Here is a 24,564-nt window from a genome sequence, read left to right as displayed (position 1 = left end):
TCTGCCCCCGGACAGATAGCCGGTACGGCAAAACGCTTGCAGAAAGTTTGGAATACCATAATATGATATTCCATAGACCGAACGCTCCAGCCAACCGTTGGCACGGTCGCCCGCAAGGCCAGTTGAACCAATGCTCCCGATAAGTGGGCGAACAAAAGCCCGCTCAATAAACACAACAATGAGGGCGTGAAAATGGTGTTGAAGAAAAGTGCAGCCGCAATTCTTTTTGCCGGCCTGCTGAGTGTCACCAGCCAGGCGACGATGGCCGCTGAAAGCGTCAACTTCGTCAGTTGGGGCGGCAGCACCCAGGACGCGCAGAAGCAGGCCTGGGCCGACCCGTTCAGCAAGGCCAGCGGCATCACCGTGGTCCAGGATGGCCCCACCGACTACGGCAAGCTCAAGGCCATGGTCGAAAGTGGCAACGTGCAGTGGGACGTGGTTGACGTCGAGGCGGACTTCGCCTTGCGCGCCGCCGCCGAAGGCCTGCTCGAACCCCTCGACTTCTCGGTGGTGCAGCGCGACAAGATCGACCCGCGCTTCGTCTCCGACCACGGCGTCGGCTCGTTCTACTTCTCGTTCGTCCTCGGCTACAACGAAGGCAAGCTCGGTTCCGGCAAGCCCCAGGACTGGACCGCACTGTTCGACACCAAGACCTATCCCGGTAAACGCGCCCTGTACAAATGGCCTAGCCCCGGCGTGCTTGAGCTGGCCCTGCTGGCCGACGGCGTAGCAGCAGACAAGCTCTACCCGCTGGACCTGGACCGCGCCTTCAAGAAACTCGACACCATCAAGAAAGACATCGTCTGGTGGGGCGGCGGCGCTCAGTCCCAGCAACTGCTCGCCTCCGGCGAAGCCAGCATCGGGCAATTCTGGAACGGTCGCATCTATGCCTTGCAACAGGACGGCGCCCCCGTCGGCGTAAGCTGGAAGCAGAACCTGGTCATGGCCGACATCCTGGTCATTCCAAAGGGTTCGAAAAACAAGGCCGCTGCCATGAAGTTCCTGGCCAACGCCAGCAGCGCCAAGGGCCAGGCCGACTTTTCCAACCTGACCGCCTATGCGCCGGTCAACGTCGACAGCGTTGCACGCCTGGATTCGGTGCTCGCCCCCAACCTGCCGACCGCCTACGCCAAGGATCAGATCACGCTTGATTTCGCGTACTGGGCCAAGAACGGTCAGGACATCGCGACACGGTGGAACGAATGGCTGGTCAAATGAAAATGTCGGCAACGACACCCCCTCGCACTGGGAGCGCCATTGGCGCTGCCGGTGCGGTACAGGCCAAGGCGGCGACGCAAACCCCGTCGCTGGCACAGCGCTGGCGTGGGGCCGGCAACCTGCTCCCCGCCCTGCTGTTCCTCGGTCTGTTCTTCCTGGCGCCGCTGATCGGCCTGCTGCTGCGCGGTGTGCTGGAGCCCGTGCCCGGGTTGGGCAACTACGAGCAACTGTTCGCCAACTCAGCCTACGCCCGGGTGTTGTTCAACACCTTTTCGGTGGCCGGGCTGGTGACACTGTTCAGCCTGCTGTTGGGTTTCCCCCTGGCCTGGGCCATTACCCTGGTGCCCCGTGGCTGGGGGCGCTGGATGCTGAACATCGTACTGCTGTCGATGTGGACCAGCCTGTTGGCCCGCACCTACTCCTGGCTGGTGCTGCTGCAGGCCTCCGGGGTGGTGAACAAGGCGTTGATGGCGCTGGGCATCATCGACCAGCCGCTGGAGATGGTGCACAACCTCACCGGCGTGGTGATCGGCATGAGCTACATCATGATCCCGTTCATCGTCCTGCCGTTGCAGGCGACCATGCAGGCCATCGACCCGATGATCCTGCAGGCCGGTTCGATTTGCGGCGCCAGCCCCTGGACCAACTTCTTCCGGGTGTTCCTGCCGCTGTGCCGGCCGGGGCTGTTCTCCGGTGGGCTGATGGTGTTCGTGATGTCCCTCGGTTACTACGTGACCCCGGCACTGCTGGGCGGCGCGCAGAACATGATGTTGCCTGAATTCATCATCCAGCAGGTGCAGTCGTTCCTCAACTGGGGCCTGGCCAGCGCCGGTGCCGCCTTGTTGGTGGCGATCACCCTGGTGTTGTTCTACTTCTACCTGAAGCTCCAGCCGGAATCCCCGGTGGGTGCCAGCAACGCGAGGTAAGCCGTCATGCTCCTGACTCCCAATGCCATGAGCCGGCGCATGCGGTTCGGCCTGTATTTCACCACCGGCCTGATCGCGCTGTTCCTGCTGCTGCCGATCGTGTTCATCGTACTGCTGTCGTTCGGTTCGTCCCAATGGCTGGTCTTCCCGCCACCGGGCTGGACGCTCAAATGGTACGGCCAGTTCTTTTCCAACCCCGACTGGATGAACGCGGCACTGACCAGCCTCAAGGTCGCGGTACTGACCACTGCCTGCGCCGTGGCGCTGGGCCTGCCAACCGCGTTTGCCCTGGTGCGTGGACGTTTCCCGGGCCGGGAAATGCTCTATGGCCTGTTCACCCTGCCGATGATCGTGCCCTTGGTGATCATCGCCGTGGCGGTGTATGCGCTGTTCCTCAAGCTGGGCTACACCGGGACGATGTTCGCCTTCGTGGTCAGCCACGTCATCGTCGCGCTGCCGTTCACCATCATCTCGATCATCAACTCACTCAAGCTGTTCGACCAGTCCATCGAGGACGCAGCGGTGATCTGCGGCGCCTCACGCCTGCAAGCGGTGTTCAAGGTGACCTTCCCGGCCATTCGCCCGGGCATGGTCGCCGGTGCCCTGTTCGCGTTTCTGGTGTCGTGGGACGAGGTGGTGCTGAGCGTGATGATGGCCAGCCCGACCCTGCAAACCTTGCCCGTCAAGATGTGGACCACCCTGCGCCAGGACCTGACGCCTGTGATCGCCGTCGCTTCGACGCTGCTGATCGGCCTCTCGGTCTTGGTGATGGTGATCGCCGCCGCCCTGCGCCGGCGCAATGAAATCAGCGCCTGAGCGCCTAGGAGAACACGATGAGTGCCGTCAAAGACCCCGCACAACAGAACAACAAGACCCTGGTCAGCCTGCGCAACCTGAACAAGCACTACGGCGACTTTGCCGCCGTGGACGACATTTCCCTGGATATCCAGGACGGCGAATTCCTGACCTTCCTCGGCTCCAGCGGCTCGGGCAAAAGCACCACGCTGTCGATGCTGGCCGGCTTTGAAACCCCCAGCAGCGGCGAGATCCTGGTGGGCGGCAAATCCCTGGTCAACGTACCGCCGCACAAACGCGACATCGGCATGGTGTTCCAGCGCTACTCGTTGTTCCCCCATCTGTCGGTGCGCGACAACATTGCCTTTCCGCTGGCGATTCGCAAACTGGCCAGCGCCGAGCGCGAACGCCGGGTCGACGCCATGCTCAAACTGGTGCAACTGGGAGAGTTCGCCCATCGCCGCCCTTCGCAACTGTCCGGCGGCCAGCAGCAGCGTGTGGCGATTGCCCGGGCGCTGGTCTATGAGCCACGCATCCTGCTGATGGACGAACCGCTCGGGGCCCTGGACAAAAAGCTCCGGGAAGACTTGCAGGATGAACTGCGTCAATTGCATCGACGCCTGGGCATCACCATCGTCTACGTCACCCATGACCAGGAAGAAGCCATGCGCCTGTCCCAGCGCATCGCCATTTTCAGCCACGGCAAGATCGTCGGCCTGGGCAGCGGCTATGACCTCTACCAGAACCCGCCGAACGCCTTCGTGGCCTCGTTCCTGGGCAATTCCAACTTCCTCAAGCTCAAGGCCCAGGGCAACGCGGTGGCGACCTTCGAAGGCCAGTCACTGTCGATTCGCCTGACCGCCGGCCTGCAAACGGACCAGGACGTGCTGCTGATGGTGCGTCCGGAAAAAGCCCTCGCCCTGAGCGTCGAGCAAGCCGCCCAGGAACCCTTGGCGGCCGGCTGGAATGAAGTCTCGGCCAAGGTCGTCGAAGTGCTGTTCCTGGGTGAAAGCCAGACCTGCAGCGTAGTGACGTCCGGCGGCACGGCCATGACCGTCAAGGCGCTGTCCGCCGCCGGCATGCCTCTCAAGGCCGGCGACTCGGTGCGTGTGCGCTGGGCCACCGCCGACGCCTGCGTCTACACCCAATGGGCCGAGAGCGACCTGAACAAGGCCGCGGGTGCCCACTGATGAACATTGCGCGCCCACAACCGATAAAGCCCGAGGATCGTCCGATGATCGATGCCAGCGTCTACAAACAAGTCATGGGCTCGTTCCCGTCCGGCGTGACCGTGATCACCACCCTCGATGACGACGGCCAGATCGTCGGCCTCACCGCCAGCGCCTTCAGCTCATTGTCGATGGAACCGGCGCTGGTGCTGTTCTGCCCCAACTACAGCTCCGACTCCTATCCGGTACTGATCAAGAACAAGCGCTTCGCCATCCACCTGCTCTCCGGCGGCCAGCAGAATGAAGCCTACGCCTTCGCCCGCAAAGGCAAGGACAAGGCCCAGGGCATCGAATGGACCTTGAGCGAGTTGGGTAACCCACTGCTGAGCAACGCCACCGCCATCATCGAGTGCGAACTGTGGCGCGAATACGAAGGCGGCGACCACGCCATCATGGTCGGCGCCGTAAAGAACCTGATCGTCCCGCAGCACACACCAGGGCCGCTGGTTTATTGCCACGGCAAGATGGGCGCCCTGCCCGTCCTCGCCTGAACCGATCGTCAACAATAAAGAGAAAGCGCCATGAAATTTTCCCTGTTCGTACACATGGAGCGCTGGGACGAAAGCGTCAGCCATCGCCAGTTGTTCGAAGACCTGAGCGAGCTGACCCTGTTGGCCGAGGCCGGCGGCTTCAGCACCGTGTGGATCGGCGAACACCACGCCATGGAATACACCATCTCGCCAAGCCCGATGCCGCTGCTGGCGTACCTGGCCGGCAAGACCACCACCATCCACCTGGGTGCCGGCACCATCATCGCGCCGTTCTGGCACCCGCTGCGGGTGGCCGGCGAATGCGCGCTGCTGGACGTGATCAGCAATGGCCGCATGGAAGTCGGCCTGGCCCGGGGCGCCTACCAGGTGGAGTTCGACCGCATGGCCGGCGGCATGCCGGCTTCCTCCGGCGGCCAGGCCCTGCGGGAAATGGTCCCGGTGGTGCGCGCCCTGTGGCAAGGCGACTACGCCCATGATGGCGAGATCTGGAAATTCCCCACTTCCACCTGCGTGCCCAAGCCAATCCGCAAACCTCACCCGCCGATGTGGATCGCCGCCCGCGACCCGGACTCCCACAACTTCGCCGTCGCCAACGGCTGCAACGTGATGGTCACACCGTTGATGAAGGGCGATGAGGAAGTCCTGGACCTGAAGAACAAGTTCCAGGCCGCCCTGGACAACAACCCCGACGTACCGCGCCCGCAATTGATGGTCTTGCGCCACACCCATGTGCATGCGGTGGATGATCCCGAAGGCTGGAAGGTCGGCGCCCAGGCGATCTCGAAGTTCTATCGCACCTTCGATGCCTGGTTCGGCAACAAACAAGTGCCGGTCAACGGCTTCCTCGCGCCAACCCCGGAAGAAAAGTTCGCCGAGCGCCCGGAGTTCCAACTGGAGAACATCCGCAAGAACACCATGATCGGCACTCCGCAGGAAATCATTGAGCGGATCAAGTATTACCAGGAACTGGGGGTGGATGAGTTCAGCTTCTGGTGCGACAACAGCTTGCCCCATGCTGAAAAGAAAAAATCCCTGGAGCTGTTTATCCAGCAGGTGGTGCCGGTGTTTCGGTGATCAGTGACATCGCCATCGCGAGCAAGCTCGCTCCCACAAGGGTCCTGCGGCGTACGCAACATCCGGGTACGCCACCAGTCCTGTGGGAGCGAGCTTGCTCGCGATTGGGCCAGTACATTCAACATCTCTGTGACAGACACTCCGCCATCGCGAGCAGGCTCGCTCCCACAGAGGGGCCTGCGGCGTATGCGACATCCGGGTACGCCACCAGTCCTGTGGGAGCGAGCTTGCTCGCGATTGGGCCAGTACATTCAACATCTCTGTGAAGGACACTCCGCCATCGCGAGCAGGCTCGCTCCCACAAGGGTCCTGCGGCGTACGCGACATCCGGGTACGCCACCAGTCCTGTGGGAGCGAGCCTGCTCGCGATGGCCCTCCAACTGAAACATGTGTGTCAAATGTGACAATTGCCCCCACTGCCCCGCCATCGCTCCGCAAACCGCTATTAACGGCTCGCAAAGCCACATACCGTACCGCGCAAACGGATCAACTCTGATTAAGGATGATGCGCGTGGGGGTTTATCGGTTGCTGCTGGCCATGCTGGTAGCGGTTTCTCATATGGGCGTGACGTTCATGGGTATTAACCCCGGCGTCGTTGCCGTGGTGTCCTTTTTGATCATCAGCGGCTTCGTGATGACCTCGTTGATCGAGAGGACCTACAACACCCCAGGGCAAATCGGCCTGTTCTACATGGATCGATTGCTAAGGCTGTACCCACAGTTTCTGGTGTACTTCGTCCTGTCCTGCGCGGTGATCCATTTCCTTCTGCCGGGAACACCCCAGGCAGCCGCGCTGACGCTCGAGAACATCGCCACCAGCCTGCCGATCGTGCCGCTGGGCTTCTACATGTTTGGCATCACCGTGCCCGAGATCCTGCCACCCGCTTGGTCCCTGGGCCTGGAAATGTGCTTTTACCTGTTGATCCCGCTCCTGATCCTCTACAGGACACGAGGTATCGCCTTTGCGCTGTCCGTAACGGTGTTCATGGTCGCCTCGCTGGGTTACCTCAACACCGACATCTATGGCTACCGCCTGCTGCCGGGTGTGCTGTTCATTTTCCTCTGCGGCAGCTACCTGTATCGGGCCCAGGCCAGGTGGCTGTGGATCGCGTTCGTTACCGGATTCGTTGCAGCATTGATGTTTCTCGCCATTGTCGTGGGGATCATTCCGCGTCGGCCGTTCAACGCAGAGGTGACCCTGGGCATTGCCCTGGGCCTGCCGGCGGTTTTTCTGCTCAGCAGGTTGAAGCATCACCGGCTCGATGAGTTCCTGGGAAATATCAGCTACGGCGTGTTTCTCAACCATTTTGTGGTGATGTACGTGTTGCGGGCATTCTGGCCGATGGAGTACAGCATCCTGATCATCACGGCGGTGCTGGTGCTGTCGTTCGCCTTGAGTGGTATTTCGTACTACGGGGTCGAGCGACCGGCGCTGAAGCTTCGTCATGCCCTCAGGGCGGGCGTTAAGTACGACGCCACGCAGGTTTCCGTTGGCAGCACGGCGGCTTAACCTCTGACTGCCGTACAAAAAAATGCCCGGGACGCTGGTCCCGGGCATTTTGTGTTTCAGCGCAGCCGAATCAGAACGTCACGCTGGCGCTCAGCCTGGCGGTACGCGGCTCGCCGACGTTGACCTGCAATTCGCTCCCCGTGGAAGACGGGTAGTACTGCTTGTCGAACAGGTTGTCGACGTTCAGTTGCAGCGAGGTTTTGTGCCCCAGCACCGGCGACTCCCAGCGCAGGAAGGCGTCGGCGACCGTGTAGCTGCTCAGCCAGAATTCGTTGGCCTTGTTGGCGGCGCGTTCGCCGACGTAGCGGGCGCCGGCACCGGCGTGCCAGGCACCGAATTCGGCTGGCACGTTCAGATGGTGGCTCAGGTATAGGCTGGCGGTGTGCTTTGGCGCATCGGCGAGGCGATGGCCTTCGTCCTTGGGATCATCAAGTATTTCTGTATGGGTGTAGGCATAGGTGCCGATCAAGTCCCAACGCTCAGCCAGACGACCAGTGATGTCGAGTTCCAGGCCTTGGGAGCCGACTTTGCCGGCGGCTTCCGAGACTTCGTCAACGGTGGTGACTACGTTCTTTTTGACGATGTCGAACAAAGCGAGGTTGATGTTCAATCCCGGCAGCGGATCGTACTTGGCGCCGATTTCGTAGCTGCGGCCCTCCTCTGGTTGGAAGGTACGACTATTCTTGTCGACCACATCATTAGGCTTGAACGACCGGCTGTAGTTGCCATACAACGACAGGGTCTCGGTGGCTTTATAGACCAGTCCCAGGAACGGAACGAAGGCGTCGCCATTGTCGTCGCGAACATTGACCCGCTTGATCATGCCTTGGTTAGCGTATTGATCGTAATGCTGGTAGCGCCCCCCGAAGACCAGGATCCAGCGATCATCAAGGTGCCAGTTGTCCTTCAGATACACCGAGCTGGAGGTCAGTTTGTTGCTCAAGTTGCTTTGCGGCGCATCCACCCTGCTCGGCTCCCCCAGGCCACCATACACCGGTGCCGCAGGGTCAAAGCCTGGTTGATAAGCGCCGCGATAGGTTTTGCCACGGAATTGATCGGACACCTGATTGTCGACGCCGATTAACAGGTCATGACGCTGGCCGAACAGTTCCTGCTTGCCCATGAAATCCCAACTGGCGTAGCGGGTTTCATCGTCATAATGCGCGCCGTTGGCGGCACGCTGGAAAACTCCGTTTGACAGCCGCGGCTGCGCAATCGAAAGACTGTACCGGTCGTTGTTCCACCCGTAGGTCACACGAGTTTTCCACGCTTCACTCAATTCATACTCGAACCGAGCGGTGGCCGTCTCACGAATCCCCACGCTCTTGGCCCACGGCTCATCCAGGCGCTTGTTGTAGTCAATGTCTGCTGGATGACCATCAGTGAACACCGTCCCCCGATCAAACGGATTGGAATATTCGTTGTACTCATAGCTGAGATTCAACGAAGCCCGCTCCCCCGTCCAGGCCAGGGACGGCGCCACCAGCGTGCTCTCATTGACCCCATAGTTGCGCCAGTAGTCCTCATGCCCGCGCTCGGCAATCAAACGATAAGCCAACCCGGTGTCCCCCAGCGGCCCAGTGGTGTCCAGGGCCATGGTGCCGCCGCCTTCGCTGTAGGCCGAGCCGCTCGACGTGGTGGTTTGCGTGTACTCCGGTTTCTTGCTGATGACGTTGACCAGGCCGCCAGGCTCCAGCGCGCCGTACAGCATCGAGGCCGGGCCCTTGAGCACTTCGACCCGTTCGGTGGTGGCGCTGAAGTTGTGCCCCAGGTTCGAGCGCACGCCGTCGCGCAGGATCGAGCCGTCGTCGTTGGTGCCAAACCCGCGCTTGACCAGCGAGTCTCGCGAGCCGCCCAGGGTGTTGCCCTGGCTAACCCCGCTGACGAACTTCATCGCGTCGCTCAGCGAGCGCACCTGATAGTCGGCCAGGGTCTGCTGGGTCACCACGTTGATCGATTGCGCTTCTTCCTTGATCGGTACATCGCTCTTGCTCGCCGTGCTGGCTTGCGACGTCGTATAGCCCTCGTCCTGAGTGACGCGACTGCCCTGGATGTCCGTGGCCGGCAGTTCGAGAGTGTCCTGCGCCCACAATGGGCTGGCAATAAAGCAGCAGGACAGCGTTGGCAACACACACTTGATAAAGACGTTGCGATTAGCGAGGGAGGTGGAACGTTTCAAGACGCGCACTCATAGAAGGGACGTTAATGAGAGCAAATATACTTTGAGAATGATTCCCAGTAAATCTTTTGTATCAAATGATGATCCCCCCGAACCCCTGTGGGAGCGAGCTTGCGCGCGATAGCAGCGGTACATTCAACACCAATGCAACAGACCCACCGCTATCGCGAGCAGGCTCGCTCCCACAGATTTCGCGAACAGTGATATCAAATCGCCCAACTGCCCTAAAGCTTTGGCGCGCGCGGTCGAATGTATTCCATTGAGAGATTTTTTTGCCCAGGAGCAGCGGCATGCAGACGTTAAAGGCCTTGTACGAGTCTATCGAGATGCAGTTTTTCGATACCCTCACCAAAAAACTGTCGAGCCTTTTCCTGTTGGTGCTGGTCAGTGGCTTGCTGTACTGGGTGGCCCTCAACGCCCGTGCCGAGATCCTGCTGCAGCTGCGCAACGCGCAGTTGGACGGCGCCTTGCTGGGGCAGATCGAAGGTCGGCTCGACAGCCTCACCCATGCCCTGCTCTTCGGCGCGTTCCTGACGCTGTGCATGATCAGCTTCATGGTCTGGTATTTCCGCCACCTCATCGTGCGCCCCGTCACCGCCATGACCAAGGCCCTGGAAGAGATCGCCAACGGCGAAGGTGACCTGTCCAAGGACCTGCCGCTGGTGACTCACGACGAAATCCGCGTGCTGGCCGGCACTTGCAACCGTTTCCTGGCCAAGCAGCGGGAGATCATCAGCAACGTCCAGGCACTGACCGTGCACATCGCCGTCGAATCGGCCCGCTCGTTGAAGAACATCAGCGATTCCAGCGACAGTGCCACCCACCAGGCCCGCTTCGCCAAGGAAGTCATGGACCAGAGCAACACCGCCGTGGGCCGCATCGAAGAAGTCTCGCGCCAGACCCAGGGCATCTCCAGCACCACCGCCCAGAACCTGAGCATGGCCCGCGACTCTTATGCCGAGCTGCTGGAAGTGACTGGCAACATCAGCGAAATCTCCAGCAGCCTCGGTGAATTTGCCACGCTGGTGAGCGCCTTGAACCAGCGTTCCTCAAGCATCAAGTCGATTGTCGGGTTGATCCAGCAGATCTCTGCCCAGACCAACCTGCTGGCGCTCAATGCCGCCATCGAAGCCGCCCGGGCCGGCGAAAGCGGCCGGGGCTTCGCGGTGGTCGCCGATGAAGTGCGGACCCTGGCACAAAACGTCAGCCGGGCCACCGATGACATCTCACGCAACATCGACGCCATGCTCGATGAAGTCAGCTCCACCCACGAACAGACCACCCAGATCAGCCACAGCGCCCGGGAAACCCAGAAAGTGGTGGAACGCGCCTCTGGCCATTTTGAAAGCATGATCGGCGATTTCGAATCCACCAACGGCAAGCTGGCGGACATCGCGACCCATATCCAGCAGTTCGCCGACAGCAACACGGGGATCAACGACCGGGTCACCCAGATCCACGCCGACAGCCAGTTGATCGACCAGCGCATGCAGCATTCGGCAACGGCCACCCGCGACCTGTCCGGCGTGGCCGAAAAGGTCCAGGCGCTGCTGGGTCGCTTCGTGCTCGGCCACGGCAAGCTGGATGCCGCCATCACCCGCGCCAGCGAGTGCCGCGACACGCTTCAGGTCCGCCTGGAGGCGCTGCAACGCGAAGGTCAGAACCTGTTCGATCAGAATTACCAACTGATTCCCGGCACCGATCCCAAGCAGTACATGGCCAGCTATACCGAACGCTTTGCCCAGGTCTGCCAGGAAGAATGCGACAAACTCACCCGCAGCACGCCGGGTGGCAAGGTTTCGTTCATTGTCGACAGCAAGGGCTACTGCCCGGTGAACAACAGCTGGGTCTCCAAGCCGCCGACCGGCGACCGGGCGGTGGATTTGCCGGTGTGCCGCAACAAGCGCATCTTCAACGACCCGATCGGCCTGCGTGCGGCGGGCAACGTCCAGCGTTTCCTGCTCCAGACCTACCTGCGCGATACCGGGGAAATCATGACCGAGATCGACGTACCGTTCTTCTTCGGCGGCCGTCATTGGGGCAATTTGCGAGTGGGCTTCGATGCGGCGGTGTTGTTGGCGGAGTGATCAACACCGGAACCAAGCCAGACAACTACCCCTTCGCTAGGTTGTGGCGGGGGGGGCCTCCCGCCCGCCTCCGCAGCGCAGCAACCGCAAAAGCCGGGCGGCCGGGACGGCCGACGAGGGCCCCCCGCCGAGCCCCGGGGGGGGGAGCCCCCCCCCACAGGGAATTTGTGGCGTAAACAATCCTGAGAACACCCCAAAAAAAATGTGGGAGCGAGCTTGCTCGCGAAGGCGTCGGGTCAGTCGCCATCATCGTGACTGACACTCCGCTATCGCGAGCAAGCTCGCTCCCACAAGGGATCTGTGGGGTATGGAAGTCCTGAGAGCCCCACCCAAAAACAACTGTGGGGTATGGAAGTCCTGAGCCCCACCCAAAACAACTGTGGGGTATGGAAGTTCTGAGCCCCACCCAAAACAACTGTGGGGTATGGAAGTTCTGAGCCCCCCAAAACAACTGTGGGAGCGAGCTTGCTCGCGATGGCGTCGGGTCAGTCGCCATCATCGTGACTGATACTCCGCTATCGCGAGCAAGCTCGCTCCCACAAGGGGATCGACCTCAGTTCAACAGCACTTGGGCCCACCCTTGCCGCCGTAACGGGCCTCCTGGCGTTCGCGAAAGAACGCCTCGTAGTCCATCAACGGTTTGTCCGGGTGCTTGGTTTGCATGTGCTCGACGTAGTTGTCGTAGTCGGGCATGCCGACCATCAGGCGGGCGGCCTGACCGAGGTATTTACCGAGGCGACTCAAGTCATTGAACATCGTTGCAATCCCCTATCAAGCGTCCGGCAAGGCCTGGAATGGCGCTTCCTTGTCCGTGCGCTCCTTGGTGCCCCAGGCGGCGATGCCGACCTTGAGCGCGTAGAACAGGATGCTGAAGACCACGAACAGGAACAATGCCGTCAGCGTCGCGTTGGTGTAGGCGTTGAACACCACGTGCTGCATCTGCTCAATGCTCTTGGCCGGGGCCAGGACCTGGCCGGCGGCCAGGGCATCGTTGTATTTGCGCGCCAGGGCCAGGAAGCCGATCGCCGGGTTGGCGTCGAACAGCTTGATCAGGCCCGCGGTGGTGGTGCAGATCAGCAGCCAGGCCGCCGGCAGCAGCGTGACCCAGACGTAGCGCTGGCGCTTCATCTTGATCAGTACCACGGTGGCGAGCATCAGGGCGATACCGGCCAGCATCTGGTTGGAGATGCCGAACAGCGGCCACAAGGTATTGATGCCGCCCAGCGGATCGATCACGCCCTGGTACAGCAGGTAGCCCCACATCGCTACGCAACCGGCGGTGGCGATCAGGTTGGCCGGCCAGGATTCGGTGCGCTTGAGCGAAGGCACGAACGAGCCGAGCAAGTCCTGCAGCATGAACCGCCCGGCACGGGTGCCGGCGTCCACGGCGGTGAGGATGAACAGCGCTTCGAACAGGATCGCGAAGTGGTACCAGAACGCCATGGTGTTCTCACCCGGCAGCACCGAGTGCAGGATCTGCGCAATACCGACCGCCAGGGTCGGCGCACCGCCGGCACGGGCCAGCACGGTGGTCTCGCCGATGTCTTTGGCCACCGCTTGCAGCGCCTCGGGGGTGATTGCAAAACCCCAGCTGCTGACGGTCTGGGCCACGGCCACCACGTCACCGCCGACGATCGCCGCCGGGCTGTTCATGGCGAAGTACACGCCCGGCTCGATGACCGAAGCCGCGACCATGGCCATGATCGCCACGAAGGACTCCATCAGCATGCCGCCGTAACCGATGTAGCGGGCGTTGGTTTCGTTATCCAAGAGCTTGGGCGTGGTGCCCGAGGAGATCAGCGCGTGGAAACCCGAGACCGCGCCGCAGGCGATGGTGATGAACAGGAACGGGAACAGACCGCCCTTCCATACCGGCCCGGTGCCGTCGGTGAACTGGGTCAGCGCCGGCATTTTCAGCTCGGGCATGGTGACCAGGATGCCGATCGCCAGGGCGACGATGGTGCCGATCTTGAGGAATGTCGACAGGTAGTCCCGCGGCGCCAGGATCAGCCACACCGGCAGCACCGCCGCGACAAAACCGTAGCCGATCAGCATCCAGGTGATCTGGATCCCGGTGAAGGAAAAGGCCTTGGCCCAGACCGGATCGGCAGCAATTTGCCCGCCCAGCCAGATCGAGCCCAGCAGCAACAGCACGCCAATCACCGAGATTTCACCAATGCGGCCCGGGCGGATGTAGCGCATGTAGATGCCCATGAACATCGCGATCGGGATGGTCGCCATCACCGTGAAGATGCCCCATGGGCTCTCGGCCAGGGCCTTGACCACGATCAGCGCCAGCACCGCGAGGATGATGATCATGATCAGGAAGCAGCCGAACAGCGCGATGGTGCCAGGGACGCGGCCCATTTCCTCACGGACCATGTCACCCAGGGAACGCCCGTTGCGGCGGGTGGACAGGAACAGGACCATGAAGTCCTGCACCGCACCGGCCAGCACCACGCCAGCGATCAGCCAGAGTGTACCGGGCAGGTAGCCCATCTGCGCCGCCAGCACCGGCCCAACCAACGGCCCCGCGCCGGCAATGGCCGCGAAGTGGTGACCGAAGAGAATGTGTTTGTTGGTCGGGACGTAGTCCAGGCCATCGTTATTGAGCACGGCAGGGGTGGCCCGGCGCGCATCGAGTTGCATCACGTTGTTGGCGATGAAGAGGCTGTAGTAGCGGTAGGCGACCAGGTAGATGGCCACGGCTGCGACGACGATCCAGAGGGCGTTGATGGGTTCGCCGCGGCGCAAGGCCACGACACTCAACGCACAGGCTCCCAGAACAGCCACGGCAAACCAGGCGAGGTGTTTAACCAGACGGGTTGTCATTGCGTGTCTCCTGCCGATATCCAGTGGATTGCGGCGATTGTTTTTATAGTGTGCCCCGGCTATTCGGAGCCGGCCCAATATCCCTGTAATGGGTCAATAAATAAATCCGTAGTACTACGTAGAACCCCAATTCCCCCTGTGGGAGCAAGGCTTGCCCGCGATAGAGTCAATACGGTCTTTCATAAACCGCGGCGCCTGCATCGCGAGCAAGCTTTGCTCCCACATGTCTTGCGCCACAGGTTTTATGCCTCACCCATGGGTTTGGCATATGATGCCGCCATTCGCCTCCCCGCCGAGTCCGGACAGGAGTACAGATGCTGCTCAAACACAAAATCGTCGCCCTCGGGATTTTGCCGCTGGTCCTGGCCATCGCGGTCATCTGTGCCTTGGTGATCTCGCTCAATCGCCAGTTGGGCGATCAACAGGCGCAACTGATCGAAGACAGCATCCTGGCGAGCAAGCGCGCGGAGCTGAAGAACTATGTCGAGATGGCGCAGAGCCTGATCGCCCCGCTGTACGACAACGGCCGGGGGGACGAGCGCGCGCAGCAGCAGGTCCTGGAAGAACTGCGCAAGCTCAGCTTCGGCATCAACGGTTATTTTTTCGTGTATGACCGCCAGGGCCGCAGCCTCATGCATGCCCGCCAGTCGGAACTGGTGGGGCAATACCTCTGGGACATGAAGGACCCCCACGGCCTGCCGGTCATCCAGGCATTGCTCAAAAGCGCCGAGTCAGGCGAAGGGTTCCAGCGCTATGCCTGGAACAAGCCCTCCTCCGGCCAGGTGACCGACAAGCTGGCCTATGTCGTGATGCTCGATCAATGGGGCTGGATGCTCGGCACCGGGATTTACCTGGAGGATGTCGAGCGCGCCACCCAGCAAGCCCGCGACGAAGTTGCCCGTGGCATCCACAGCACCATGCAAGCCATCGCCGCGATCGCCTTGGTAGCGGTCCTGCTGGTATTTGCCGGCGGCATGACCCTCAACGTCAGCGAACATCGCCTGGCCGATAAAAAGCTGCAGCGGCTGAACCAGCGCATCGTCAGCTTGCAGGAAGAGGAGCGCTCGCGGGTCTCTCGCGAGCTCCACGACGGCATCAGCCAGTTGCTGGTGTCGATAAAATTCCAGTTCGAACTGGCCAGCCATGTGTTGGAAAACGGCCAGGAAAACGGCCTGGGCATCCTCAAGAACGCGACCGACCGGTTGGGCGAAGCCATCGGCGAGATCCGTAGCATCTCCCACGACTTGCGCTCGTCCCTGCTCGACACCCTGGGCCTGCCCGCCGCCATCGGCCAGCTCGCGACCGAGTTCCAACAGCGCAGCGGGCTTGAAGTGTCCTACCGAAGCAACGAATTCGATTGCCGCCTGGAAAATGGCGCCCCTGTCTCACTGTTCCGCATTGCCCAGGAAGCCCTGACCAATATCGAGCGCCATGCCGGGGCGAAAAGCGTCGGCATCACTCTGTTCGGCTCCAGCCAGTCCTTGCGCCTGACGGTGGTGGATGATGGGATGGGCTTCAACGTCCCGCAAGTAGAACGCGGCCACGCCGGCATCGGCCTGCGCAATATCCGCGAACGGGTCGAGCATTTCGGCGGACGCCTGGAGGTGACCTCGGCACCGGGACGAAGCGAACTGGACATCCTGCTGCCCATGAACCTCTCGGTAACGGAAAACTGATGCGCGCCCCTTCCAACAAGAGCACCTGCCGATGAACCTGCCTCCGGTGATTCGCGTCGCGCTGGTCGATGATCACTCCCTGGTCCGCGACGGCATCAAGGCGCTGCTGTCCGTAATGCCCCGACTGGACGTGGTGGGCGAAGCCGAGAACGGTGCGCAAGCGATTGAAATGGTCGGTCGCAGCCAACCGGACCTGCTGCTGATGGACATCAGCCTCAAGGACATGAACGGGCTCGAGTTGACCCGGCTGCTGGGCAAGCAATACCCCAGCCTCAAGATCCTCATCCTCAGCATGTACGACAATTACGAGTACGTAAGCGAGTCCGTGCGCTCCGGCGCCAGCGGCTACGTACTCAAGAACGCGCCGTCGCGGGAAATCATCGCGGCCATCGAAGCCATCATCAGCGGCGGCACGTTCTACAGTGCCGAGATCGCCCAGCGGCTCGCCACCGACCCGCACACCGATAACGAGCTGACGCCGCGCGAGAGCCAGGTGTTGTCCAAAATGGTCCAGGGCCTGAACAACAAGGAAATGGCCCGTGAATTGGACATCAGCGTACGCACCGTCGAGACCCATCGCCTGAGCATTCGCCGCAAGCTGAACATCGACAAACCCGCAGCCCTGGTGAAATACGCGATCGACCACGGGATCATTTCCCGCTAGACCTCACACAGCCCTTGCTCCCGCTCGGTTGCGCAGCGACCGTAAAATATTGGGGTCGCTGCGCAACCCAGCGGGAGCAAGCTCCCTCGCCACAGGTTATTCATTTCAATCGGCGTGGTAATAGCCAGGCTGTTCAAGATCGGCCAACAGACTCGGGCCGCTCGGCGTCCAGCCCAACAAGGCACGGGTGTATGCGCTGGACACCGCCATGTTCGCGCCCGCCATGTGGGCGAACCAGCCGAAATGCTCACGCTCCCGGGATTCCGCCGGCAACCCCAGGCCACGACCGATCGCCTGGGCAATGTCCTTGAACGGCACAGCCTCGTCGGCGACGGCATGGTAGACGGACTGCGTCACGCCCTGCTCCAGCGCCAGCCGATAGACCCGTGCGGCGTCCAGCCGGTGCACGCCCGACCAGCAGTGGACGCCATCCCCAAGATAGGCCGAAACGCCCGTCTCCCGGGCCAGGCGAATCAGGATCGGAACGAACCCGTGGTCACCGAGGCCATGGACCGAGGGTGCCAGCCGCACGGTCGCGCAGTGCACACCGCGCTCGACCAGCGTCCGGGCCGCCGTTTCGGATTTACGCGGCGAAGCTGGGCTGGGCACCTCCAGCTCACTCGCCCCCTGGGTCAAGCCCAGCAGGCCGGACGTCACCAGCAGCGGCCGTTCGGTTCCCTGCAGCGCGCTGCCCAATACTTCGATCACATGGCGGTCCTGCTCAGCGTTCTCGGCAAACCGCGAGAAGTCATGATTGAACGCGGTGTGAATCACCGCGTCCGCCGCCGAAGCCGCCTGGTATAGGACGTCGAGGTCATCCAATGTCCCGCGGACCACCCTCGCGCCGGTCGCGGCCAGTGCGGCAACCTTGTCATCGGAACGGGCCAGGCCGGTGACCTGATAGCCGGCACCGATCAATTCCTGGACCACGGCAGACCCAACCCAGCCCGTGGCACCGGTAACGAATACATGCATGTTTCAACTCCTGATTAGAACCATCGAGCAACACAGACTCACTTCTGGCGCAGCTCAAGCCGGCTGCCGGCCTTGTACCCCTGGCATCATCAATGTCAGCGCCACGACAAAGGCCAGCATCACCGTCACGGCCCCGCCCAGGTAAACCGCGCCGATCCCCCATGTGCCCGCCAACGCCCCAGCCAACGGGCTGCTCAGCCCCAGGGAAATGTCCAGGAACGCGACATAGGCCCCCATGGCGAGACTGCGGTTCTGCGGTGGCGCGCGCTTCACCGCCTCCACCCCAAAGCCCGGGAAGGCCAGGGAATAGCCGAAGCCGGTGAGCGCTGCGCCCAGATAGGCCATCACCGCAGTGTCGGCGCCCCAGATCAGCAATTGCCCGACGGCTTCGATCACCACACAGACCAGGGCGACACGCGCGCCGCCGATCTTGTCTGGAAGGTGCCCAAAGAGCAGGCGCGCACCGATGAACGCCAGCCCGAACGCGGTAAACGCCAGAGAGGCATTGCCCCAATCCCTGGCCGCAAACAACAGTGCGATAAAAGCCGTGATGACACCGAAGCCAACGCTGCAAAACGCTAACCCCATGCCTGGCACCCACACCGCGCCCAGCACCTTGTAGAACGGTGCCCGCCGGGTCGCCGTAGGGGCGACAGCCCGGACACCCGCGACAATCGCCAGCGCCAGCAGCGGGATGAAAATCGTCGCGACGGCAATGCCGGTGAACCCCCAGCCGCTATTCAGCGCCACGCCGAGCGGAGCGCCCAGGGCATAGGCGCCGTACATGGCGATACCATTCCAGGCCATGACCTTGCCGGCATGCTGCGCGCCGACCAGACCGATGCCCCACCCCAACGCGCCGGTGACGATCAGGCTTTCGCCCAGCGCCAACAGGACACGCCCGCCCAGCAAGAGCCAGACCGACGTGACGGGCGTGGCAACGAACGCCAGGGAAACCAGATAAGCCAGCCCGGAAACCGCCGCCGTCACCAGGCCGACCATGACGGCGCGCTTGCCACCGCGCATGTCGGCGAAGTTGCCGGCCCAGGCGCGGGACAACAGCGCCGCGGCAAATTGTGCGCCGACCACCAAGCCGATGACCAGCGTGCCCATGCCCAGCGTGTCATGCAGGTGCAGGGGCAATACCGGCAATTGCATGCCCAGGGTCAGAAAACCGATGAATACCGTCAGCGTGAGTGGCAACAGCTTGAGCACCGGCTTGGCGTCAACGGTTGCCTGGGGCGCCAAGGAGGCGCCCTGATGAACGTTTTTTTGAGTCATAACCCTACTCACAGAAAGAATGCGATGTGACGTTGAACGTTGTCTGTGGAGCCGACTAAAATGCGATCAATTCGTCGCATTCAAGATACGAACAATCCGTCGCATTTCCTATTCGCATTCCCTTCCGAGGCTCATGCCCGTATGTCCGAACGCTCAAGCCCGCAGATTTCCTCGCGCAAACAGCCGCAACAGGCACGTTCCACCGAGCTCGTCGCCGCCGTTCTGGAGGCGGCTGTTCAGGTTCTGGCGACCCAGGGCGCGGCACGTTTCACGGTGGCCCGGGTTGCCGAGCGAGCCGGCGTGAGCGTCGGCTCGGTGTATCAGTACTTCCCGAACAAAGCGGCGATCCTGTTCCGCCTGCAAAGTGATGAATGGCGACAAACCAGCGATATGCTGCGCGAGATCCTTGAGGACAACCGCAAGCCACCCTTCGAGCGACTGCGCAACCTCGTGCGGGCGTTCATCCAGTCCGAATGCGACGAGGCCCAGATACGCGTCGCGCTCAACGACGCCGCACCACTCTACCGCGACGCCCCCGAGCACCAGGCCGCACGGATGGCGGTACAGCAGTCGGTGGACACCTTCATGCTGCAAGCACTGCCAGCCGTCCCGGCACAGGCCCGCGCCCTGGCAGGTGACCTGGTGATCACCACGCTGAGTACCGTGGGCAAGCGATTTTCATCCGCACCCCGTTCTCCCGTGGAAGTTGCCATCTATAGCGACGCCATGGCCGATATGTTCTGCGCCTACCTGGACAGCCTGCAGCGACAGCCTCCCGAGACTACGCTCGGCTGACTGTTCACGATCAACACCGCCGTGACAGCGAGCAGCCGCTTTCACTACACTCCCCGGTCTTGTTCCCTACAGTTACGAGACGTCCAATCACTATGAAAAACATAACAAGCTCGATGACGCTCTGTGGCCTGTTGGCGCTCTCCGGCGGCGCCCTGGCCGAACCGGCACCTTCGCTGCTGGACCAGGTCCTGCAACGCGGCGAACTGAAGGTGTGCACCACCGGCGACTACAAGCCCTATACCTTTAAAACCGAAACCGGCGAATACGAAGGCATCGACATCGACATGGCGCGCTCGCTGGCCGCCAGCCTGGGCGTCAAAGTGCAATGGGTGCAGACCACTTGGAAAACCCTGATGCCGGATATGGTTGCCGGTCAATGCGACATCGGCATGGGTGGGATTTCGGTGACGCTGGAGCGCCAGAAGAAAGCCTATTTCAGTAACACCCTGGACGTGGATGGCAAGATCCCGCTGGTGCGTTGCGAAGACAAGGAGCGCTACCAGACCCTTGAGCAGATGAACCAGCCTTCGGTGCGTCTTGTGGAGCCTGCCGGCGGCACCAACGAAGCCTTCGTCCGGGCGTTCCTGCCCAACGGCCAGTTGAACTTCCACGACAACGTGACCATCTTCCAGCAACTGCTGGACAAGAAAGCCGACGTGATGATTACCGACGCGTCAGAAGCGCTCTACCAGCAAAAGCTCAAGCCCGGCCTGTGCGCGGTCAACCCGACCCGCTACCTGCAATATGGCGAGAAGGCCTACCTGCTGCCTCGGGATGACAACACCTGGAAGATGTACGTCGATCAGTGGCTGCACCTGAGCAAGGCCAATGGCAGCTACCAGAAAGTGATTGGGCAATGGCTGGCCGTTCCCGCCGCCCAATAACCGTTCGCTGACGAAACAAAAAAACCTGTGGGAGCGAGCTCGCTCGCGATGGCGTCACGTCTACCGCATTGATGTTGGCTGACGCACCGCTATCGCGAGCAAGCTCGCTCCCACATGGGGTCGTGCAGGCCTTGGGATTAGCGTCCACCGCAAATTTCCTGTGGGAGCGAGCTCGCTCCCACATGGGGTTGGGTCTGTTCAGGACTGACCTATCTGCCTCACTGCGCCGCCCGCACCTTGGCGATTTCGTCGTACATCGTCTTCACCAGGTCGCCGTCCAGGGATTTGGCAAACTTGTCGATCACCGGTTGCACACGCTCACGAAAGCGATCTTTCTCGGCCGGGGTGACTTCGTTCACGGTCATCGCGCCGGCCAACGTCACCTTGGCCTTGTCCATGCCCGCCGCCGTGACTTCACGCTGGAACTTCTGCGCCTCAGTCGCGGCCGCGCGAATCATCGCCTTCTCATCGTCGTTGAGGCGGTTCCAGGTTTTCTGGCTGATGATCAACGACTGCGGGTTGAAGATGTGGCCCGTGACGGAGAGATACTTCTGCACCTCGTAGAACTTGTTGCCCTCAATCACGGTGAACGGGTTTTCCTGACCGTCGATGGTGTGCTGCTCAAGGCCCGTGTAGACCTCGGGGAACGCCATCGGCACCGGGTTGGCGCCCAGGGCGGAGAAGGTCTCCAGGTAGATCGGCGACTGGATGACGCGAATCTTCAAGCCCTGCATGTCTTCAAGCTTGGTCACCGGGTGCTTGCTGTTGGTCAGGTTACGGAAACCCAGGTCCCAATAACCCAGCCCGACCAGCCCTTTGCTGTCCAGTTGCGCGGCCAGCTTCTGCCCGACCGGCCCATCGATGACCGCATGGGCTTCCTCGACGTTGTTGAACAGGAACGGGAAATCGAGCATGGCATAATCCGGTGCCTGGGCGGCCAGGATGCCGGAGTTGAGCACGGTGATGTCCAGCGTACCGCCCTGCAACGCCGACACCGTTTGCACGTCGCCGCCTAGGGTACCGCCGGGGAACAGGCGGACCTTGATCTTGCCAGCGCTCTTTTCGCTGAGCAGGTCGGCGAACTTCTGCGCGCCCTGCCCTTGTGGATGTTCCTTGACGTTCTGGAACGCGAATCGCAGGGTGCGCTCGCGAATTTCATCAGCGTGACTGACCACGCTACCCAGCAGCAGTCCCGTTGCGCACGCCCCGACCAACAGGGTTTTCATCAGTTGTCCCATGTCACTCTCCGATCATTATTGTTTTAAGGTCGAGCTAGCCAGCACCGGTGTTATCCGGTGAAGAATTTCAACGGTCCCAGGACCAATTGCGGAAACAGGACCAACAAGAACAGCACCACAAACTGCGCAAACATGAACGGCCACACCCCGCGCACGATTTCCTCGAAGTCCAGCTTCGCCACCCCGCAGACCACGTTGAGCACCGTGCCCACGGGAGGCGTGATCAGGCCGATGGCTGTGTTGATCAGGAACAGCACGCCGAAGTACACCGGGTCGATCCCCGCCTGGATGACTGCCGGCATCAGCACCGGGGTGAGGATGAGGATGGTCGGGGTCATGTCCATCACCGTTCCCACCAGGATGATCAGCGCCATCATCACCAGCAACAAAAGGGTCTGGTTGTCCATGAAGGGCGCCAGCATTTCCGCCAACTGGCCCGGCAGGTCGGCGATGGTCACCAGCCACGATGAAACCATGGCCGCCGCCACCAGGAGCATCACCACCGAGGTGGTCTTGGCCGACGACAGAATCACTTCGTACAACTGGCTGATTTTCATTTCCCGGTAGATCACCAGGGACACGAACAGCGAATAGACCGCCGCGACCACGGCGGCTTCCGTGGGGGTGAAGATGCCGAACTTGAGGCCCAGGATGATGATCAAGGGCAGGCCCATCGCCCAACTGCCGTCGAGCAATGTGCGCAGCACTTCGGCACGGGAACGCTTGGGCGGCGTCTCGACGTTCTCGCTGCGGGAGATGTACCACCAGGCAACGGCCAGCGAAGCCCCCAGCATCAGACCCGGCACAATACCGGCCAGGAACAGCTTGGAAATCGACACCCCGGACGCCACGCCAAAGACGATGAAGCCAATGCTTGGCGGAATGACCGGTGCGATGATGCTACCGGCAGCGATCAGACCGGCCGAGCGCCCTCGGTTATGCCCGGCCAACACCATCATCGGCACCAGCAACGCCGCCAGTGCCGCCGCATCGGCCACGGCCGAACCGGAGAGCGATGCCAGCAGGCATGAAGCGATGATCGCCACGTAACCGAGACCTCCGCGCTTGTGCCCCACCAGCGCCATGGCAATGTTGACGATGCGTTTGGACAGGCCGCCGACATTCATGATTTCGCCGGCCAACATGAAGAACGGCACGGCCATCAGCGGGAAGCTGTCCGCCCCGTTGAGCAGGTTCTGGGCAATGATTTGCGCGTCAAACAGATCCAGGTAGAACATCAACGCCACGCTGACCACCAGCAAGGCAAACGCGATGGGCATGCCCAGTGCCATGCTGCCAATCAAGGACCCGAGGAAAATAACCAGTGTCATGGGCGGGTACTCTTGATGTGGTCGGGGGTGATGGGATTAGGCGTGATCACCTCGGCGTCGTTGTCCTTGACCATCACCAACTCGTCATCCCCCAGCTTGCCGAACAGCGCCAGGTAGAGCTCGTAAAACAGGATCGCTGCGGCACTGGCGCCAAACACCAGGCCGGCACCATAAAACAGCGCCATGGACAATCCTGACGCCGGGGCAACTACATTCAGGTTGATCGCTGCCTGTTGCCAACTGCCACTGAAAATCAGCCAGCAGATGTACAACATCAAAAGATGGCTGATGACCAGGCAGATACGCTTGCCGGCCGGCGGCAGGCGCTTGACCAGGCTGTCCATGCCCAGGTGAGCACGGTCCTTGAGCGCCACCAGGGCACCGAGAAAAATCATCCAGACGAAGAACCAGCGCGACAGCTCCTCCGACACACTGATGCCAGAGTTGAAGGCATAACGCAGCACCACATTGCCGAACACCAGCACGATCATCGCGACCATGCACAACACGATCAGTAGCTTGAGCAGCTTGAAATACAGATCGACGACTTTTGTCATCTTGAAGGCCTCTCGGATTGTCGGATGCCGGGGGTCCAACCGGCGCGGTGGAACGGTAGCGGTGTCCGCTATCGAATCCAGACGCAGGTATTGCCGGGGGCTCCAGACCAGGTGCGACAGAGCGAGGGAAAGGCATCGGGGGTTTGCAGATAGATCCGCATGAGGTGTTCCTCTACTTTTTTATTATGGTCTTGGCAATGCGTCGCAAGACGTACGGCGCCTAAAATGTACCAACCAGTTAGTTCGGTCAATATCCCTGGCGCGAACACATTACAAAGCGTGCGATTATCGGCTAGAGGCGAATTGGGTTTGCGAGGGCATTAGAGCTATTCAAGAACGTATCAAACATCACTCAGTCCAATTAAGAATCACGCCGCTTATAAACATCGACAATGTGCACATGCGTGAATCTTTTAAAATAAAAACGTAATTTAAATGGAACTTTTTACACACTTATAAGAATTGGCACTAAGGTACTAGAGAACCAAGCAACTTTGACAATATGTAGGCGCCATTTTAATGGCGAGCAAATCTCTTACAAAAACATTGGCGCCGCCTGTCAAAAAACCGTCAGCATCGCCTACTGCCGCCCGCGCAGCCACGCTGCATCTCGAAAAAAGACAAAAAAATCCTTATTAATCAAATAGTAATAAGATTCTAAAGATCTCCAGAAGAGCCTCTTTTTCGCCCTTCCACGAAGCCCCTTTTAAAAAAATATTTAAACTTCACATATAAAACTTTGCGGCAACGAGCTTTAATGTTATTAATTTGACGGCCCAGATCAAGATGCCACTACGTCACTTCCCGTGCTCGTAAGTATCT

20 protein-coding genes are annotated in these 24,564 nt (G+C 61.0%); 12 read left to right on the top strand and 8 right to left on the bottom strand.

Translation table 11 applies throughout. The features are described from left to right. The first annotated feature begins 192 nt into the window (after positions 1-192). The 7 genes from QMK47_RS14590 (at position 193) to QMK47_RS14560 (ending at position 7,243) form a co-directional block, all read left to right on the top strand. Entirely contained in the window at positions 193-1,218 is a 1,026-nt protein-coding gene (locus QMK47_RS14590) for an ABC transporter substrate-binding protein (protein WP_258691163.1), read from the top strand. Beyond that, the gene (locus tag QMK47_RS14585) at positions 1,215-2,144 is read left to right on the top strand and encodes an ABC transporter permease (protein WP_320390482.1); all 930 of its coding nucleotides are present in this window, start codon (positions 1,215-1,217) and stop codon (positions 2,142-2,144) included. The genes QMK47_RS14590 and QMK47_RS14585 overlap by 4 nt, the downstream gene beginning before the upstream one ends. 6 nt (positions 2,145-2,150) lie before the next feature. Further along, entirely contained in the window at positions 2,151-2,960 is an 810-nt protein-coding gene (locus QMK47_RS14580; protein ID WP_253474596.1) for an ABC transporter permease, read from the top strand. Positions 2,961-2,977: 17 nt separating this feature from the next. Beyond that, positions 2,978-4,129 (top strand): ABC transporter ATP-binding protein, encoded by a 1,152-nt coding sequence (locus QMK47_RS14575; protein ID WP_320390481.1) that lies wholly within the window; start codon positions 2,978-2,980, stop codon positions 4,127-4,129. Positions 4,130-4,173: 44 nt separating this feature from the next. Beyond that, the gene (locus QMK47_RS14570) at positions 4,174-4,659 is read left to right on the top strand and encodes a flavin reductase family protein (protein WP_013693314.1); all 486 of its coding nucleotides are present in this window, start codon (positions 4,174-4,176) and stop codon (positions 4,657-4,659) included. A 30-nt stretch (positions 4,660-4,689) separates the two neighbouring features. Beyond that, the gene (locus QMK47_RS14565; protein WP_320390480.1) at positions 4,690-5,733 is read left to right on the top strand and encodes an LLM class flavin-dependent oxidoreductase; all 1,044 of its coding nucleotides are present in this window, start codon (positions 4,690-4,692) and stop codon (positions 5,731-5,733) included. A 502-nt stretch (positions 5,734-6,235) separates the two neighbouring features. After that, entirely contained in the window at positions 6,236-7,243 is a 1,008-nt protein-coding gene (locus QMK47_RS14560; RefSeq protein ID WP_413817729.1) for an acyltransferase family protein, read from the top strand. Between the two features lie 70 nt (positions 7,244-7,313). Here QMK47_RS14560 and QMK47_RS14555 read toward each other — a convergent pair whose 3' ends face one another. Then, positions 7,314-9,422, bottom strand: a complete 2,109-nt coding sequence (locus tag QMK47_RS14555; protein ID WP_320390478.1) for a TonB-dependent siderophore receptor — start codon at positions 9,420-9,422, stop codon at positions 7,314-7,316. A gap of 290 nt (positions 9,423-9,712) precedes the next feature. On the opposite strand from QMK47_RS14555, the gene QMK47_RS14550 reads away from it, so the two are divergent. Further along, entirely contained in the window at positions 9,713-11,509 is a 1,797-nt protein-coding gene (locus QMK47_RS14550; protein WP_320390477.1) for a methyl-accepting chemotaxis protein, read from the top strand. A 558-nt stretch (positions 11,510-12,067) separates the two neighbouring features. Here the strand turns inward: QMK47_RS14550 and QMK47_RS14545 are convergent. Beyond that, positions 12,068-12,265 carry a YbdD/YjiX family protein gene (locus tag QMK47_RS14545; protein ID WP_003201656.1) on the bottom strand — a complete coding sequence of 66 codons (198 nt, stop codon included), beginning with the start codon at positions 12,263-12,265 and terminating at the stop codon, positions 12,068-12,070. Positions 12,266-12,280: 15 nt separating this feature from the next. Beyond that, entirely contained in the window at positions 12,281-14,341 is a 2,061-nt protein-coding gene (locus QMK47_RS14540) for a carbon starvation CstA family protein (protein WP_253474578.1), read from the bottom strand. 314 nt (positions 14,342-14,655) lie between these two features. On the opposite strand from QMK47_RS14540, the gene QMK47_RS14535 reads away from it, so the two are divergent. Both QMK47_RS14535 and QMK47_RS14530 read left to right on the top strand, forming a co-directional pair. Beyond that, positions 14,656-16,017, top strand: a complete 1,362-nt coding sequence (locus QMK47_RS14535) for a cache domain-containing protein (RefSeq protein WP_253474575.1) — start codon at positions 14,656-14,658, stop codon at positions 16,015-16,017. Positions 16,018-16,048: 31 nt separating this feature from the next. Next, the gene (locus QMK47_RS14530; RefSeq protein WP_214512347.1) at positions 16,049-16,681 is read left to right on the top strand and encodes a response regulator; all 633 of its coding nucleotides are present in this window, start codon (positions 16,049-16,051) and stop codon (positions 16,679-16,681) included. A gap of 105 nt (positions 16,682-16,786) precedes the next feature. On the opposite strand, the gene QMK47_RS14525 is transcribed toward QMK47_RS14530, so the two are convergent. Then, positions 16,787-17,656: an SDR family oxidoreductase gene (locus QMK47_RS14525; protein ID WP_320390476.1), complete on the bottom strand. Its 870-nt coding sequence runs from the start codon at positions 17,654-17,656 to the stop codon at positions 16,787-16,789. A 54-nt stretch (positions 17,657-17,710) separates the two neighbouring features. Next, positions 17,711-18,937: an arabinose transporter gene (locus QMK47_RS14520; RefSeq protein ID WP_320390475.1), complete on the bottom strand. Its 1,227-nt coding sequence runs from the start codon at positions 18,935-18,937 to the stop codon at positions 17,711-17,713. Positions 18,938-19,078: 141 nt separating this feature from the next. Between QMK47_RS14520 and QMK47_RS14515 the strand changes: the two genes are divergently transcribed. Together QMK47_RS14515 and QMK47_RS14510 are read left to right on the top strand one after the other, a co-directional pair. After that, positions 19,079-19,732 carry a TetR family transcriptional regulator gene (locus tag QMK47_RS14515; RefSeq protein ID WP_253474567.1) on the top strand — a complete coding sequence of 218 codons (654 nt, stop codon included), beginning with the start codon at positions 19,079-19,081 and terminating at the stop codon, positions 19,730-19,732. Between the two features lie 92 nt (positions 19,733-19,824). Then, on the top strand, positions 19,825-20,616 hold the full coding sequence (locus tag QMK47_RS14510; protein WP_258691157.1) for a transporter substrate-binding domain-containing protein: 792 nt from the start codon (positions 19,825-19,827) through the stop codon (positions 20,614-20,616). A 218-nt stretch (positions 20,617-20,834) separates the two neighbouring features. On the opposite strand, the gene QMK47_RS14505 is transcribed toward QMK47_RS14510, so the two are convergent. Genes QMK47_RS14505 through QMK47_RS14495 form a run of 3 tightly spaced genes read right to left on the bottom strand, consistent with a single transcriptional unit; the run spans position 20,835 to position 23,742 of the window. Continuing rightward, positions 20,835-21,854, bottom strand: a complete 1,020-nt coding sequence (locus tag QMK47_RS14505; protein WP_320390474.1) for a TRAP transporter substrate-binding protein — start codon at positions 21,852-21,854, stop codon at positions 20,835-20,837. A gap of 50 nt (positions 21,855-21,904) precedes the next feature. After that, positions 21,905-23,185 (bottom strand): TRAP transporter large permease subunit, encoded by a 1,281-nt coding sequence (locus QMK47_RS14500; RefSeq protein ID WP_253474558.1) that lies wholly within the window; start codon positions 23,183-23,185, stop codon positions 21,905-21,907. Then, positions 23,182-23,742 (bottom strand): TRAP transporter small permease, encoded by a 561-nt coding sequence (locus tag QMK47_RS14495; RefSeq protein WP_253474556.1) that lies wholly within the window; start codon positions 23,740-23,742, stop codon positions 23,182-23,184. Before QMK47_RS14495 ends, QMK47_RS14500 begins: the two co-directional genes overlap by 4 nt. Positions 23,743-24,564: the final 822 nt, after the last annotated feature.

The sequence above is a fragment of the Pseudomonas sp. P9_35 genome, assembly GCF_034008205.1.
GTDB classification, from domain to species: Bacteria; Pseudomonadota; Gammaproteobacteria; order Pseudomonadales; family Pseudomonadaceae; genus Aquipseudomonas; species Aquipseudomonas kilonensis.
The sequence above is the reverse complement of the archived record's forward strand: the minus strand, read 5'-3'. Positions and strand labels throughout refer to the sequence as shown.

Bases quoted from the DNA above. Each gene is read 5' to 3' on its own strand.
- QMK47_RS14590 (WP_258691163.1), top strand. From the start codon at position 193: ATGGTGTTGAAGAAAAGTGCAGCCGCAATTCTTTTTGCCGGCCTGCTG.
- QMK47_RS14585 (WP_320390482.1), top strand. From the start codon at position 1,215: ATGAAAATGTCGGCAACGACACCCCCTCGCACTGGGAGCGCCATTGGC.
- QMK47_RS14580 (WP_253474596.1), top strand. From the start codon at position 2,151: ATGCTCCTGACTCCCAATGCCATGAGCCGGCGCATGCGGTTCGGCCTG.
- QMK47_RS14575 (WP_320390481.1), top strand. From the start codon at position 2,978: ATGAGTGCCGTCAAAGACCCCGCACAACAGAACAACAAGACCCTGGTC.
- QMK47_RS14570 (WP_013693314.1), top strand. From the start codon at position 4,174: ATGATCGATGCCAGCGTCTACAAACAAGTCATGGGCTCGTTCCCGTCC.
- QMK47_RS14565 (WP_320390480.1), top strand. From the start codon at position 4,690: ATGAAATTTTCCCTGTTCGTACACATGGAGCGCTGGGACGAAAGCGTC.
- QMK47_RS14560 (WP_413817729.1), top strand. From the start codon at position 6,236: ATGATGCGCGTGGGGGTTTATCGGTTGCTGCTGGCCATGCTGGTAGCG.
- QMK47_RS14550 (WP_320390477.1), top strand. From the start codon at position 9,713: ATGCAGACGTTAAAGGCCTTGTACGAGTCTATCGAGATGCAGTTTTTC.
- QMK47_RS14545 (WP_003201656.1), bottom strand. From the start codon at position 12,265: ATGTTCAATGACTTGAGTCGCCTCGGTAAATACCTCGGTCAGGCCGCC.
- QMK47_RS14540 (WP_253474578.1), bottom strand. From the start codon at position 14,341: ATGACAACCCGTCTGGTTAAACACCTCGCCTGGTTTGCCGTGGCTGTT.
- QMK47_RS14535 (WP_253474575.1), top strand. From the start codon at position 14,656: ATGCTGCTCAAACACAAAATCGTCGCCCTCGGGATTTTGCCGCTGGTC.
- QMK47_RS14530 (WP_214512347.1), top strand. From the start codon at position 16,049: ATGAACCTGCCTCCGGTGATTCGCGTCGCGCTGGTCGATGATCACTCC.
- QMK47_RS14525 (WP_320390476.1), bottom strand. From the start codon at position 17,656: ATGCATGTATTCGTTACCGGTGCCACGGGCTGGGTTGGGTCTGCCGTG.
- QMK47_RS14520 (WP_320390475.1), bottom strand. From the start codon at position 18,937: ATGACTCAAAAAAACGTTCATCAGGGCGCCTCCTTGGCGCCCCAGGCA.
- QMK47_RS14515 (WP_253474567.1), top strand. From the start codon at position 19,079: ATGTCCGAACGCTCAAGCCCGCAGATTTCCTCGCGCAAACAGCCGCAA.
- QMK47_RS14510 (WP_258691157.1), top strand. From the start codon at position 19,825: ATGAAAAACATAACAAGCTCGATGACGCTCTGTGGCCTGTTGGCGCTC.
- QMK47_RS14505 (WP_320390474.1), bottom strand. From the start codon at position 21,854: ATGGGACAACTGATGAAAACCCTGTTGGTCGGGGCGTGCGCAACGGGA.
- QMK47_RS14500 (WP_253474558.1), bottom strand. From the start codon at position 23,185: ATGACACTGGTTATTTTCCTCGGGTCCTTGATTGGCAGCATGGCACTG.
- QMK47_RS14495 (WP_253474556.1), bottom strand. From the start codon at position 23,742: ATGACAAAAGTCGTCGATCTGTATTTCAAGCTGCTCAAGCTACTGATC.